At 34.9% G+C, this 15161-nt stretch carries 9 protein-coding genes and 1 pseudogene; 4 read left to right on the top strand and 6 right to left on the bottom strand.

Annotated elements, in window-relative coordinates:
* The first annotated feature begins 1 nt into the window (after nt 1).
* The 4 genes from BFP77_RS07930 (at nt 2) to BFP77_RS07945 (ending at nt 3787) form a co-directional block, all read left to right on the top strand.
* Nucleotides 2-1195 carry a CHASE2 domain-containing protein gene (locus BFP77_RS07930; protein WP_099573491.1) on the top strand — a complete coding sequence of 398 codons (1194 nt, stop codon included), beginning with the start codon at nt 2-4 and terminating at the stop codon, nt 1193-1195.
* On the top strand, nt 1168-1962 hold the full coding sequence (locus BFP77_RS07935; protein ID WP_143751877.1) for a hypothetical protein: 795 nt from the start codon (nt 1168-1170) through the stop codon (nt 1960-1962). Before BFP77_RS07930 ends, BFP77_RS07935 begins: the two co-directional genes overlap by 28 nt.
* Nucleotides 1963-2120: 158 nt before the next feature.
* Nucleotides 2121-2555, top strand: a complete 435-nt coding sequence (locus BFP77_RS07940) for a hypothetical protein (RefSeq protein WP_099573493.1) — start codon at nt 2121-2123, stop codon at nt 2553-2555.
* Between the two features lie 41 nt (nt 2556-2596).
* Complete coding sequence (locus tag BFP77_RS07945; protein WP_099573494.1) at nt 2597-3787, top strand: CHASE2 domain-containing protein; 1191 nt, start codon at nt 2597-2599, stop codon at nt 3785-3787.
* Nucleotides 3788-3794: 7 nt separating this feature from the next.
* Here the strand turns inward: BFP77_RS07945 and BFP77_RS07950 are convergent, their stop codons facing one another.
* From BFP77_RS07950 to BFP77_RS17580, 6 genes and pseudogenes are all read right to left on the bottom strand, one after another.
* On the bottom strand, nt 3795-4922 hold the full coding sequence (locus tag BFP77_RS07950; RefSeq protein ID WP_099573495.1) for a hypothetical protein: 1128 nt from the start codon (nt 4920-4922) through the stop codon (nt 3795-3797).
* 12 nt (nt 4923-4934) lie between these two features.
* Nucleotides 4935-5669, bottom strand: a complete 735-nt coding sequence (locus tag BFP77_RS07955; RefSeq protein WP_099573496.1) for a hypothetical protein — start codon at nt 5667-5669, stop codon at nt 4935-4937.
* A complete protein-coding gene (locus tag BFP77_RS07960; RefSeq protein ID WP_099573497.1) occupies nt 5666-11638 on the bottom strand; it encodes a T9SS type A sorting domain-containing protein in 5973 nt (1990 codons plus the stop codon). The genes BFP77_RS07955 and BFP77_RS07960 overlap by 4 nt, the downstream gene beginning before the upstream one ends.
* 27 nt (nt 11639-11665) lie before the next feature.
* A complete protein-coding gene (locus BFP77_RS07965; RefSeq protein WP_099573498.1) occupies nt 11666-13111 on the bottom strand; it encodes a DUF5723 family protein in 1446 nt (481 codons plus the stop codon).
* Between the two features lie 264 nt (nt 13112-13375).
* Nucleotides 13376-14776, bottom strand: coding sequence for a DUF2201 family putative metallopeptidase (locus BFP77_RS07970; protein ID WP_099573499.1), 1401 nt, complete (start codon nt 14774-14776; stop codon nt 13376-13378).
* Between the two features lie 214 nt (nt 14777-14990).
* Nucleotides 14991-15161, bottom strand: a pseudogene (locus BFP77_RS17580) (IS30 family transposase); the annotation flags it as partial.

Genomic DNA, 15161 nt, shown 5'->3' on the forward strand with positions numbered 1-15161 from the left:
AATGAAAAAACTCCTATCTAGAATAAACTCACTGCTTTTAAAAGAAGCCTTCTTTTGTATGCTCTTTTCATTCTTTGTTATAGGTATTATTACCCTTATAGGCATCAACCTGAGTTTTTTTAGCCCTTTTAAGAATGCCTTTAAGGATTTTAGTTACCTAGACCTGTATTACGCCGAAAAGCTGAACGAAGAAAATTTCGATTTAAATGAAAATATTGTTCTTGTAAATATAGATAGGCTTAACAGAAAAGAAATAGCAGAGGTATTGGATGAACTTAAAAAGTTTAAACCAAAAGTCATTGGATTGGATGTCATTTTTAAGGATAAGGACGATCCGGTATGGGATAAATTTCTCGCCGATCAACTAAACGATACATCTTTAGTCTTTGCGTATTCTATTTTAGGTAAACGCCAGGTAACTACAAATAGTGCTATTCATAGGTCAATTGACGATATGGGGTATTCCAATTTTAATTTTGATACGGAGGCTGCTGTAATAAGAAATTTTCAGGCCGTAAAAATTACTGCAAAGGATACATTAATTTCTTTTCCGGCAGCAATAGCGATGAAGTGTAAAAGCGCTGAATGGTTACAGGAAAATCTTTCTTACTTTGAGATGGAACGTCCCATTAAATATTCAGGGAATAGGAATAATTTTTTGGTGTTGGAACGGGAGGACATTATTGGTCAGAAAGAAATATCCTTTCTACAGGATAAAATAGTTATGATTGGTTACTTGGGGAATTCAGATAGTCATTTTTATGACATGGAGGATAAACACTATACACCAATGAACCCGAAATTTGTGGGTAAAAGTCCCCCTGATACTTTTGGACTAGTAATCCACGCAAACATTGTTCAAATGCTTTTGACTGATAATTTTATTAAAACGGTACCTAGTTCAGTCTTAGTTTTTTTGACACTATTGTTTACTTTTTTAGCCTTGGCGTACTTCATATATCTTAATAAAAGGCAATTGGCTAGTTACATACTAAGGCTAAATTTAGTTCAGCTCGCATTTATAGTTGTATTTATCTGGATTTCTCTTTTGTTTTTTAAAAATGGAATTTTATTAAAGATCACTACAATTACGGCAACTGTGGTCTTTAGTATGGGACTAATAGGTTATTACAAGAAACTAGCACACTATCTTTATAAAAAATACAAATGGGAAGGTTATTTCTATCACACTTAAGTGCATTAACTCTTTTAATGCTTTTTTTTACTAGTGCTTGTTTAGCACAAGAAGATTATTTTGTTTTTAAGGTATCGGGCGAGCCTATGCTAAATAACAGCACTTTAATTAAAAGAGGAACGGTTTTTATGAAACCAAATATGATGAATATAAAAGAACAAGACACTGTTTTTTTAATAAATCAATTAGGGGAGTTATTTGAATTGAATGTGCCAAATACATATTCCATTAAATCCATTGAAAATTTTAGAAAAAAATCTAATCGCAGTTCGCTATCAATAGGATATTTTTCATATGTATGGAAACAGTTCAGTAATCAGAAAGAAATTAGACAACGTCCTGGAGTCGTTTACAGAGAAGACAGAACTATAAAATTATCAGAACCTATGGATAGTATTAGATTCAATGTTCCAGCGATTGAATTTTCATGGAAAAATAATACCGATGCTTCTAGAGTTTATTTTCACCTACAGGATTTGGATAATAACCACATATCCAAAATAGGCACTGATACCAGTTCTATTATCTTGTATCGAGATAATGTTTTGTTACAATCTGGTCGGAGTTATAAATGGGCGGTTACTGCACAAGCGTTTCCAGATTTTGGAAAGTTAGATTTCAACAGTTTTGAATTATTGACAAAAAAAGAATATGAGAAGTTGAAAACAGAAATGAAAACGCTTGAAAAAGCACTTTTAGTATTGGGTTTTTCAGAAGAAGATATCAAAACGGCAATCTGTTTGGATTATAAATTTTGTGAAGGATAAATTTCTTTTTTTAGTTATCATGAATCTTTTAGTCCTGATATGAAAGACTTTTATAAAATAAGTGAGCCACTAAAAATGGCAATTTTCTTTTCTCTCTGAATATTTATTACCATTTTGTAATTGTTTTAAACCAAATTACTTATAAAAAAATTTTGACAATGAATTTTAAAAAGAACATACTTTGGCTATTTTTTTGTGGGTTTTCAGTGCTGTACGGCCAGGAAAATTCATCTAATGCAAAAACAACTTTATATAATACGACCATAGATTTATCTAAAGGAACCGAGGCTTGGGCCAGTGATATGGCCGCAGTGATATTTGATAAATCTGTCCCAGATGAAAAAATAACCCAAGAATTATATCTGTCTAGCAGAGACAATTCAATCCAAGTACATTCAGAGCTACCGATGAACAGTGACAATAAGGAAGGCACCAAGAATTGTGCTACTCAAAAAAAAACCTGTCGTAGTGAAAAATGCGTAACGGAGACACTAATTAAGATTCTTGGAGATGGAGATAGAAACGTAACGATAAAGTATGAACGTAAACTACTTTCGGTTCAAATTTATTATACCTATCAAGATTGTAATTAGTGTGCTTTAGGCATTTAGTTTCCAGTAGGAAAACCTTATAGATGGGTAAGAAAAAAAAGAAGTTAAGCAGGTATATTTTATTACGAGATGGTTTCATAAGTACCGTCTTATCTCTGTCGGCTTGTTACCTGATTTCATGGCTTTTCTTTAATATTTCTTTCTTTAATCCCATTTCAAAAGCATTACAAGACTTTAGTTTTCTAGATGTGTATTATGCAGAAAAATTAGATGAAGAAAAACCTATTAATCCAAACATTATTCTGGTTAATATTGAGAACGAGAGTAGAGCCAAAATTGCACAAGCACTGCATCAAATCTTAAAAGCGGACCCCAAAGTGGTCGGCTTTGATATTATCTTAAAAGATTTTAAGAAGACCCAAGAAGACTCAGCCTTAGCAAAGTATCTAAAGAATGAAAAAGTTATTACCGCGGTAATTCTTCAAGAGGAGCAAACTATATCTAACCACCCATTTTTTCGAGTAAAAAATGCACCGGGATTTGTAAACTTTAATTTTGAAACCCAAAATGCTGTTATACGTGAGTATAGTGCAGAAAAGAAATTTTCCAAAAAGACCTTTTCATCCTTCTCAAATCAAATCGCTAAAAAATTTCTATCAAAAAAGAAATGGAAAAAAATGATGTTATCAGAGAAGCAGATAGTGCCTAGGGTAATTAATTATCAGGGGAATTTAGAGCACTTTATGAATTTCAACACAAAGGAGTTCATGGACTTGGAGAACAAGGATATTGTCAAGGATAAAATAGTTCTTTTAGGATATTTAGGAAGTCCAACGGGTAACACTTTTGATGTTGAGGATAAACACTTCACACCACTAAATAAGGTGACTGCTGGTAAAAGTATACCGGATATGCACGGTATGGTTATCCATGCTAACATCATTGCCATGATACTTTCAAATGATTTTATGTTTAAGGTTCCTAGAACTTGGATATTTCTGTTAACTTTTCTTTTTAGTTTTTTGGCCAGTATTTATCTCATTTGGCTAGACCGGCGTTTGAAAATTAGTTACAGAACAGTTCGTAAGGCGGTTCTTTTTGTTTTTGCTGTTCTAATGGTATGGATATCGTTAGTTTTTTTTAAGTATGGAATAGTTTTAAAGACAACTTTAATTATTGCCGTAACAGTCTTTAGTGCAGGTTTTGTTAAGTATTACAAGCACTTAGTACGTTATGTAAATACGAAACGGAAGTTTAGATCTTATTTAAAATAAGGTTAGCCTATTTTACACGTGCTTCTTGGATAATTGTTTTTTCAAATTTTGAATCGTGCTCTAGTATTATGTAAAAACCTTGAATATAATTCCTAGTTTTTTGGAATTCTTTTTTATCCTCAAAATATTGTTGATGTTTATCTAGCAACTGCATAATTGCTGGTTTCTTTTTTAAAAAAAACTTTCTTGCTTTCTGAAATAATTTAGGGTCTCTTTTAAATCCTCTATACTTACGTTCCGTAACCTTGCTTATATCTAATTGGTTATTTTGTACGTTGGAAACAACAGCGTAGCTAGCATCCACCAGTCCGGACATGTCAAAGTCATAAGGTAGAGGAATGGTTTTCAAATTTTTGAAGAGCAACTTTTGATTATGTTGATATGCCGTAGAGAAATCGGTATTACCAATCATAAACTGAAAAAAGGAATTGGTAATAGAGGCTATTTCGCCCTGATTTAAGGGATGTACAAAACGCTTCATTAATTTAGCGTTATTCCTTTTTGCTACTACTTTATCGTCTTCAATAAGAATCGACATTAGTTTGTAGGTTTTAGGTTTTCTGAAAGCGAAAGCTTCCTCTCCTTTGTAATTATACAACTCTTCTAATTTCTTTTGAGGAAGAAATGACGTTAAAGGGTGCAGTTCTAATTTCTTATCACGGTTGTCTATGTATTCTATAGAAACAAGTCTTGTTTTGAAGTGAATTTCTGAAAGTTCTTCATAGATTTTATAAGCCAAATATTCTTTAACAATATCATCGTTACTGCGATTTTCTAGTAGGCAGGGAAGCACTAGTTTAAGCTGTTTATGCCCTTGAAAGAGAGACCCTTGGACCAAACTTTTTTTTAAATATATTTTTAGAGGTGGAAAATAACAATTGGCGCGTCTAAAATTACCTCTTGCTCTTATCGAAACTGGGATGGTATCCCAAGTGCCATTTATACCATAAATTATATCTGTGTAAACGGCATTTTCCTTATCTGTATGCTTTTTAATCTGTTTGTTGGAGTATTCCAGTTTTAGGGGAAATATGGATTTGGATTTGAAAAGTTCTGATTGTTGTACTTTTGCGGCTATAGACCATGTTAAAAATAAAAAAATTGGAATTAAAACTAAAGTTAAAGTCTTTTTCAACAAAAGATAGATTTATTTCGTTATGAACTTGAAATAGGTATTTGACGAAAACTCAACATTGCTTAAAGTTACAATGCTTTGCACTTTTAAATATTGGGTACTTCCTGGTTCAAACTCATCCGCTGAAATATTAATTCTTTTCTGAGGTGAGGATGAGGAAAATTCATCTTCGAATTTTCTAAATTGAAGATTTGGGATAGCAACACCCTCTTTACTTTCTCCATAGGTATAGAATACCACATACTTTAAATTATTTCCATTAGGATCTTCTTGAGGGTGCTCCCATTCAAATTCTAAGTTATTAGAAGTATTTAATAGTTCCGTAATTATTACCGGATAAGGAGCTGCATCTTCGAATATCAACTCCGAGTAAAACTCCTTTAAATCACTTTTTATAGGTTCAGAATAACCTTCTGGTATGGCCTCAATTTGCCATTTAAACCATTTACCCGGTTCTAAAGATACCTGTTGTTGTATCAAACTGTTAATGTCCTGTACTGGGATCCGTCTTATCTCTTCCTCTGTTAACCTTTCTAATAAAACTATTTCACCTTCCGTAAAGGTACCATTCGCTATTTGCCATTTAAAATCAACGTTTAAAAGATTGGAGTCAGAATTTAAGCTCCCCTCCTCGCATTTATTGATTGGCGCTTTTAGGGTTATGAAAGCATTTTCTGTGGGATCAAACCCGCCTGTACAGGAACATATTAGTAAACAGATTAGACCGTATATGTAAGTTTTTTTCATTGTTTCACTATTTTTAAATCTACAGCTGTTTGATTAGGCGTTTCTATCTGAAGTAGATATACTCCGGGGGAGAGATTACTTAAATCTACGTGCAAAACACCATTGTCCACATAGAGCTCTTTGTTGTTGAGAACCGTTCGACCTGTCAATTCAATTACCCTAGCGGTTACCTTTTCTATATCAAAAAAACCGGCCACATAGACCATATTTTTAGTGGGGTTGGGGTAGGGCTGGGCCGTATTCAAATATAGGGTCGTCATTATCGCATCTTGGCAGTCTTTTTCCCCTTGAATTTTAAATACATTTTTACCGAAAATCATGGGAACTTCTAAGGTGGTCGGCATTGGAGTTCCTGTCTCAAAGGAAAATAAATCATCGTTTCTCCAAATACTATAGCTCTTACTTCCTGATAAAGATAATTTAGCCACCCTAAAATTTTTGTCCGCGATAGAATTAATTAGAATAGCATCCGTAGGTTCTCTTACGGTAAGTTCAAAAGAAGGAGGCACGAAATCTTGGGGTAAGGATTGCGAACCTTCGTATATCAAATAGACCGTGTATTCTCCTGCATCCAATCCGTTGAAGGTATGCGAACCGCTATTTTCAGATGTTGATGGAGGCAATTCGGAAGTATCTTCTTCGGCATCTCCTTTGTAAAGTAGGGCCTTAAAGGTGTATTCAGATTGGTTAGTTACCAATATTCTACCATTTTTTTTATCCTCACAAGAAGAGCTAATAACCTCAGCGAAAATAGATATGTCGGATGTGCCGTCTTCTTTTGTATTTGAAATAACTATGTCTTGGTTAGTAAGATTGCCTAGCCCATATAAGGGGCTTGTGTTTATTTCTATACTAAGGGTTTCGTCAGCTTCTTCATAATCGGTATCTTCTTTAACAACAACTTCAATTTGTGCTCTTTGTTGACCATTAGGTATTAATAACTCTAAATTGCTAATTGATGTTATTTGAATACGGGAGTCATCTTGTCCTACTAAAAACAATTCGTAATCCTCATTAAAAACCGCAGCATTTTCTACAGCGGTATCAATTATTAGGCCTACTATTATATCTTCACCCTCGTTTGTTCTATCCAACCCTAAAGTAATTATATCGCTAAAGGTACCGTTTCTACTTTCTGACAAGGGCCCTATTTCATTTTCAAAAGTTAAAGTGTAATCAGACTCATCGTCGTCTATCAAAATTATAGAATCTTCTCCCTCGGTTGCACTTGGGGAATAGCCAAAATCATCTATGATTTTTAGTCTAATGGTCTCGTCGTTTTCATCATAGGAATCGTTAATTGGAATTATTTTTAAAACAGCCTCTGTTTGATTTGGAGCTATTGTAATAATGCCCGTTTTATCATTTGGGTTGAAGAAAACTGAATTTTCAGATTCTATGATGAAATCGTTTTCCGATAGTATATTAGAGAAGAATTCGGTATCACTATCTTTTAAAGAAAAGCGAACATCGACTGATTTTGATTCTTCTATTTTTTCGTTGCTCCGGTCTATGGAAAAGGTAAACTCACCATAACTATCAATGGTAGCATTTTCTGTAATTGTACCAACATTTCTATTTACACTTACAGGAAGTGCCTCGAGAATACTTATTGAGAAGGTATTGTTATAACTACGAGAGTCTTTTTTAGAAACACGATAGCCTTTTTGGGTTTTAGGCTCAACAAAAGTCAAAAATAGCTTTTCTTCATCCGTATCGTTGTCTTGTTCTATTCTAAATTGAATTTCCCTATCTACATCCTCTATAACGGAAATGTTGGATAATTCTGAAAATCTATCACCTCCTATAAAACTGAAATCAGAATTCGTTTTGGCAGTAGATCCCGTTATATCAATGTTTACCGTATAATTAGTACCTATGGAAACTGGCTTTGCTGCATCAATGAAAAAATTGAGAAATGTTTCCGGGCCCTCCTCAATTTCATATGAAGTAATTTCTTGATTTAGAAAATTTGGATTCCCTCCAAAACTGGCTTCATAAGTATCATTTGGATGGCGATTCCGAATAACAGGTCTAATTTTGCTTGCATCAGAGATATCTAAATCAACAAAAATCAAGAAGTCTGAAGAATCGGCTATTTTGATATCAAAAGGACTTGTGTCAACAACGATATTGTTTGAAATAGTTGAAGGGGATTCATTAAGTTGTAGACTGTAATAATCACAATCAATCTCATTTTTGTCTAATTCTTCTGCATAGAGAACTTCTATGGTAGCCTTACTTTCTCCTATCTCAAAAACAAAAACCCTCTCTATAGGTTGTGGATTAAATTCAGATTCGGACAATCTGAAATCTTCTAAAGGTTCCTCGATAAAAACATAGGGTATTTCAATTCTGCTAGTGGCAGCTACCTCATCGCCTTTTTCGTCCTTTAAGGTACAAGTAATTATATCGGGTATATTAGATCCTTCCGTACCTCCAGTATTGCTCAAAAAGGCGAATACTTTTGGAGATTCACTTGTTTCAGAAACACGAATCCTATACTGTTGTTGGTCTCCCCCAACCGTTCCTTCTAAAGAGGTTTTTTGAGATAGGATTCCGCCAATGTCTCGGTCGAAATCAACATCTGGAATGATACTAAACATAAGCTCTTCAACACTTTCTTGTTCTGCATCGTCTAATATTTCTATGATAATCCTAGCGTCAAAATCCGATGAATTGTCTACGGTGTAATTTGCGAGGGAACCGTTCATATCATTTCCTTGAGAATCTTCAATTTTAAGAAGGTAATCCTGTCCCAATTCCATGGTTGAGCTCTCTACATCTAGATTAAATCGCATATTGTACGTAGCGCCTTGATTCGGGTTGGGTTGTCTAGCTTTTAATTCTAAGGTAAACGTTTGGTTCTCTTGCATTTCGTAGGTCTCGGTAATGGCATCTCCATCATTGGTATTTTCGACAGCGCCCAGTATGTTGATCAATATTTCTTGAACAGGCCTGTTTCCGCTACTTTCAATTTCAAAGGGAAGAGTCAAGGCTTCAAAATAAGCTACTTGATTACCATCGGGCCCTAAAAAATTATAGGTTTGGGTCGTGGGAGTAAATTCAAGTGAAAAAGTTTTATTAGGTTCCTCTGGTGCGATGGTAGAAAAGTCAATATCTAAAATGGTGTTAAACTCACCTGTTCTATTAAATAGCCGATTAGTATTTAAATCGTATGAGGATATATAGTCATTACCAAAAACCGCCGTTTCATCTATTGTATTTATTCTAAGCCCTATGGCGGCAGTATTATTATTTTCTGGGCTTAGATAGAACCATAGCGATTCATTATCCCTAATTTTATATATATCTTCTTCAGGTATAACTCTACGATTAGTAATTTCAAATGTTTCTGGATTTTCATACTCCGCAAAAATGTTTAATTGGTAATCTTCGACATTCCCAGCAAAGAGTGTGTCTGAAACACGAATTTGAAAGGTAAGACTACCGTCAGGGTTTGTATTGCTCCAAGAATAGTTTGCTTTGGGTTTTGGAATGGTCAGAGTAACAATTTCGTCATTTTCAACAATGCCATCCAAGAGTACATTAAACGTAACTGGTTCGGAGAATTGAGATAAAAACTCATCAATATTACCATTCAGGGCTATGTCCAGTTCCCCTTCTGAACTAATTTCAATTCTATCTTTCAAAAATGGGATTTCATTAAAAGATGTGTTCGCGGCCAAATTATTTATTGTGGTTTCTAAAGTAAAACTATTTCCTTCTTCAATTTGATAAACCCCACCTTCCAAAGTTGTACCTACAAGGTCAATAGACACAGTAAAACTAACATCTGTGATATCTATTTCGATTAAAAGTTCACCTGTTTCAGGGTCTGCATCTTGCCAGGTGAAATTTCCACTAGGTTTGGGTAATTTTAATTTTATTCTTTCTGTACTTTCAGTAACGCTATCAAGGAAAACCGTGACAGGGATATCAAAATCGTCAGATGATATGAATGAACCAAATGTATTTGATTCCTCATAGGCAAAATCTTTATCTTTGAGAGCTATTTCTGATTCGTCTAGAACGGAAAAACTAAATTCTTCTTGGGTATCTTCCAGTATATTTCCAATTATACTAAAAGTATTTCCTTCTCCAATGGAATAATTTGGTCCGGTACCTGCACCATCCAAAGATACGGCTACAGTTACCGGATCACTGGCCTTGATTTTTACGATAAACCTTTCCGTTGATACGGTGTGGTTTTCATTTATTGCTTTTACCGTAATTATGAGCTCCTCGGTCTCTTCATTTATATTATCATCCATAACCTCAAATCGCAAAAAACCGTCGATAGAATTAGTACTTGCGGTGAATTGTAGGGGATTACCAATGTCATTGTTAGAAGGAGTTATATCTTCACCGTTGTGAGTTGCTCTAAAGTTGGGCTTAAACTCTGTGTCGAATAAATCATTCGTGGTAGATGGACCTATGGTATATGTTTCGTAACTAACCTCTAGCTGATATGTAGTACCTTCACTTGCATTATTATTTGCGTCAACAAGTAAGTCGATTACATCACCCTCTTCAACTTCAAAATAAGGACCTGAACCCAAATCTCTTAATGATGTGCTAATTATAAGAGGTTCATTTGTGTTATTGTTTCTATCCTTCACCGTCACCTCAAAACTCGTAGGTCCTGCTATGGTAAATAACGAAGGGTCAGATGAAGAAATGGTAATGGTATAGGTTTCGTTACCTTCTACTTCTCCATCATCAATTGGTAAAATGGTGATAGTCCCATCAGGGCTAGCTGTGCTGACCGTAAAAGGGGTAGTGGGCAGAGAGGTATTTCCATTAAAAGTAAAATCTTCGGTTGTGCTATTGCTGTTCAATGTAAACTGTATGTTCGGAGTGTATTGCGTACCGTCTGTCGCTGTTACACTACTTTCAAAATTAAGGGCAAAGGTATTGCCTTCGGTAATTTCAAAATTGGGAGATATGCCAGCTCCTTCGATGGTTACAGTGACCACAAATGGAGGAGTAGCTGAACAATCCAGACTATAGGTTGTACCAGTTTCTTTAAACCATCCCCCTTGGTTTTCTGCATTCGTCACATCACTTACTTCAATACATCCTAAAGATGTGTTACCTGTAACATCTAAATCAAATAGATTTCCATCCACTGAGCTAATATCTAATGAAGTAAGCGCATTATTCTCCAAGTAAAGTTCCGATAATGTCGTTGTAGTTGGCAGTTGAATACTATTTAGGTTGTTATCTCCTGCATATATGCTTCCTATCAAGTTGTTATTGGATAAGTCTAAAGTAGTCATAGAATTTCCTCTAATATCCAAATTAAAAAGCTGACCATTTTGGCTTACATTTAAAGTGGATAAATTGGCATAGGAAACATTCAAGGATTCTAGATTGGTCAAGGCATCCAAATTTGCCAAGGTAGTAAGATTGGGACAGTTGTTTGCCAATAATGTTTCAATGGAAGTGGATTCATTAAGTTGGATGGTTCCAAAATTATTATCACTTACATCCAAATAGGTAACATTCGGAACTCCACCAAAACTGATTGTAGAACCGCTACTGCCAATGCCATTGTTTTGCAGCTCTAGTGTAGTAACATTAGTTAGGAATGACCCCCCGTTGTTAGGGTCGTTCTGAAACCTAATCGATTTACCTGCCAGATTACAATCGTTTGCATAAATTTCTCTCAGGCTTAAGTTTTGGAGTAGTAAGTCATTTAAGTTGTTGTTACTGACGTTTAAAATTTCCAAAGCGGTAAAGGCTTCTAAACCACTTAGGTCACTAATTCCAGAACCGGAAACATCCAGTGTCCTTAGGGAATTTATATCTGATGTTAATACTTGTCCATCTTCTGGCCCTCCCTCCGAATCTATTCCCTGGGTAATTAGGGCCAGCTCAAAATTTGGGTCAGGTATAGCAGTATATTGTGCTAAGCCAAAACAGACATTTAAGATAAAGAGTAATACAAGTAATTTTCTTTTCATTTTTTTATCGTTTAAATACTCAAGGCATCATCTAAAAACTTCATTTAATAAAGGCAAATGAATACCTGCGTAAATATGTCTTGTGGTCATATTTTCTCCTAAGCCCATGGCAGCTGATGTCCCAATAGTGAATGGCCCGTATCGTAATCCTGCTCCAAAAAACAGTCCAGCATCACTTCCATAACTAATAGGTAAGTACGCACTAAATTTTCTAGTTTCGAACCGCGGTGTAAGTGTAATTAGCTCTGCCCTGGAATTTGCATACTCTTCCTCTTTGTCCGTAAGAGGCATTACATAATTTAAATTGATGTAATAGTTTTTATCATTGAATAGTATGTAATCTAAACCTAGGTTTAGCGAGCGCGGTAAAGCAAAGGAAACTGCCCCTTGTTGCGGATTATTATTTTCAGAAGTGTTTGCATTTCTCAGCGCGCTTATAAATCCAATATTTCTAACTTCAGATTTCGGAATAGTTAAAGCCGCATTATTAGAAGAGCTTATAGTAAAGGTGTTCTGTACGGCATCCTCAGTACTTTTTGCATAGGTAATTCTTCCCATATCTAAAATAGACGCGCTAAGCTTTAATTTATAAGTATTTACCGCGCTGGCATTGTTCCTAACGCCTACGTTATTGGTTTCTCTAGGTCTCCATTCATAAATCAATCCAACATCTCCGCCAAAACCTAGGTTAGTAAAAGAGATATTTGCGAAAGGGGCTGATAAAAATAATCTTGGGTCATTAGCTGGTTCCGTATTTTCCAACGTAGTGTTTAGATAAGTGATTTCTCCAGAAGTAAGCGTTAAATCTCCCGCAGCGGAGGCATCATAACCACCATCTAAATTGGAGCCTCTAAACTCCACTCCGCGATCACCGACCAGTAATTTGGCTGTACCCCCAAATTTTACGAAGTGATAGTTTGTATTGAGGAGGACAACACCATAGTTTAGACCTATTTCACTCCAGGAATGGGACGTATTATTGAAGTTTGTAGAACCAAGATTTGAATTTTCTCTTGTGCTTTCCGAAAAGTCATTGTTAACATCATTCCAAAACGATCCGTTAATACCGTTGTAATCAGAAAAATTACGATAGCGCCAGAGCAAACCTAAGGCGTGTTTAGGATGAAAATTCCATAAGACGGAGGGCAACAATACATCCGTATTGGAAACCGAAAAATTACCATCTCTTACAGAGGTTATATCCTCTGGATAGGTGATTCCATTAAATCCATTTGGATTCTTCTCTAGCTTTAAATCAATGAAATCAATCTCACCTAAATCGGTACTTCGGAAATTATTGTAAGAAATTCCATTAAAATGAAGTCTATGTTTAGATTCTACTGCATTGGCTGGGTTCCCAATAGTACTATAAATACCAGAGTAATTATCAAACGAAAAGCCGTGATGGGTCTGGGAAAAAACGGCAAAGGGGAATCCAATAATTAATAATAATAACTTGTAGTTGGTATACATTCTCGTTTGGTTGGTGGTCTTTGGTTTTTTATCAGCTGATAACGAAATTTAAATATAATGAATGATTCAATAAAAATGTTACGTATTTCGTCGATTACATCGAGTTATTACAGCGTTAATCGATAAAATCAAATATAAATTGAAGTAGGGAGATAAAAAATACCCATTAAGGGGTATTTTTTATTGTTTCGTGTTGACAATCAGGCTTTTCGATAAGTAAGAAGAGTGCTATTTAACAAGTAAGAAAAAACTTGACTAAATTTTTCAATCCGTAATTATTTCCAGGTTAACAAGTTTGCGTTTCTGAAAGAATGTGGATTCCTCTTGTGGTATGTCACTGAGTAATTTAGTCTCTGTAGTTCTGATAGTGTGAGGGAATAGAATATGATCGACTGCTTTGTAATTGGAAAATAAACGTTGAATCCTTAACCCTTCAGAAGCATCTTTTATACTCCCTCTTTTGTAGATCATTATCTTCTCTTCAATGACAATGGCATGTAATAAGCCTGTATAAGTGTTAAAATAGTATTGAGTTTTTTGTATAATGCGCCTCCCTTTTTTCCTTAAGTCTCCTAACTCTATGGTTTCTTCAGGGAACTCAAGCAAAAAACACTCCTCATCGTCAAGTACTCTTCGTCTTCTATAATCAACTACTTCTGGATTTGAACTTAACAGAAAATCATCAAAAAAGTTTTGAAAACTAGAACTAATCTGCCTTATGAAGGAATGACCATCTTGATCTGCTGTTGTTCCTATTCTTGGAGCGCCTTCTCGCCATTTATTCTCATTGGTATAGCGCCAACTAATAGAATCGTTATTGGTTATTACATATTGTTGGTCTTTCTTATTGGAATTTATTATTACTTTGTTTGGATTTAAAGTGTAGCTATAACTGTAGGTTAAAGGCTTTTGATTTAAATCTAATCCTTTAGTTTCTGAAATTTCCTCTTCAAACCTAAGACTCTTTATTTGACTCAGGTTTTTTATTCCCCCAAGTTCATTGAAATAACGATTAACGATTAATTCAGAACTGACATCTCGCTCTGGGGTGTTTTCACTAAGGGTTATCTGCTTCTGAGGATTATTAACATTCATCCAGCCTACCTTAACAGCTTCCAAGCGCTTTGCCTTTCCGGGATGAGATCGACTATCTTCTTTTTGATTATAATTATCGAACATACTTTGTGCTTCTTCTAAAGTACTGCCCATTTTTGCTAAAGTAGAACCTGCGAAACGGTCTGCTTGTATTTCCCAAACAGGATTACTGCCCTTTTTGTTTAGGGCATGATATAAAAGAAAATGTCCAACTTCATGAGCAAGAACACCAATTGAAGCCCAATCTGTTTTCGACTTGTTTGCCATTTCTTCTAGCCATTGTGGATCATATAAGATATATGGGGTTTGGTTATTATTGGCATCGGGTTGAATTGTGGCGTATGCATTGCCAATTGCAGTGCATTTTCTTAATTTAAAAGCCCTTTTTAGCTGCATCTGAGCCATTATTTGATCGACTACCAATTCTGCTTCTTGATCGGCTGGCTGGCTCTGATTCCCAGAACATAGTTCATCTATTTCTTCTTCACTAACCACATTTTGAAGAAATCCTTGGGCGTTGGACGGCTGCAAGCTTAAGAAAAACAATAAAATACCTAGAAATCTTTTCATGTATGTTAGAAAATTAACCATCAAAATAACAAAAATTTATTAATTACAAATTGAACATATTAAATATACCCAGATTGGATACTCTGTATGTATTTAACATTGTAATATTCAGTGTTATGACTATAATAAATTTTTTTTAAGTTGATAAAATACCTTTTAGGCGGTATTTATGGTCTGGTCATTATTTTAATGTATAATAAATTGAATGCTGTGTTCAATCCATAAGTGCAACACACTTATTTTTTAGGACTTCAATAGGGTTGTAATAGTTAAACTTTCTAATAGGTCTGTAATTTAGTAATAATTCCACTTCTTTGATTCTCTCTATTGAGACTTGATTAAGGTCCGTTTTCTTAGGGAAGAATCGTCTAATAACTCCTATTCT

Origin of the sequence: Maribacter sp. 4U21 (assembly GCF_002742365.1) — a bacterium.
GTDB lineage: Bacteria > Bacteroidota > Bacteroidia > Flavobacteriales > Flavobacteriaceae > Maribacter.

Bases quoted from the DNA above. Each gene is read 5' to 3' on its own strand.
- BFP77_RS07930 (WP_099573491.1), top strand. From the start codon at position 2: ATGAAAAAACTCCTATCTAGAATAAACTCACTGCTTTTAAAAGAAGCC.
- BFP77_RS07935 (WP_143751877.1), top strand. From the start codon at position 1,168: ATGGGAAGGTTATTTCTATCACACTTAAGTGCATTAACTCTTTTAATG.
- BFP77_RS07940 (WP_099573493.1), top strand. From the start codon at position 2,121: ATGAATTTTAAAAAGAACATACTTTGGCTATTTTTTTGTGGGTTTTCA.
- BFP77_RS07945 (WP_099573494.1), top strand. From the start codon at position 2,597: ATGGGTAAGAAAAAAAAGAAGTTAAGCAGGTATATTTTATTACGAGAT.
- BFP77_RS07955 (WP_099573496.1), bottom strand. From the start codon at position 5,669: ATGAAAAAAACTTACATATACGGTCTAATCTGTTTACTAATATGTTCC.
- BFP77_RS07960 (WP_099573497.1), bottom strand. From the start codon at position 11,638: ATGAAAAGAAAATTACTTGTATTACTCTTTATCTTAAATGTCTGTTTT.
- BFP77_RS07965 (WP_099573498.1), bottom strand. From the start codon at position 13,111: ATGTATACCAACTACAAGTTATTATTATTAATTATTGGATTCCCCTTT.
- BFP77_RS07970 (WP_099573499.1), bottom strand. From the start codon at position 14,776: ATGAAAAGATTTCTAGGTATTTTATTGTTTTTCTTAAGCTTGCAGCCG.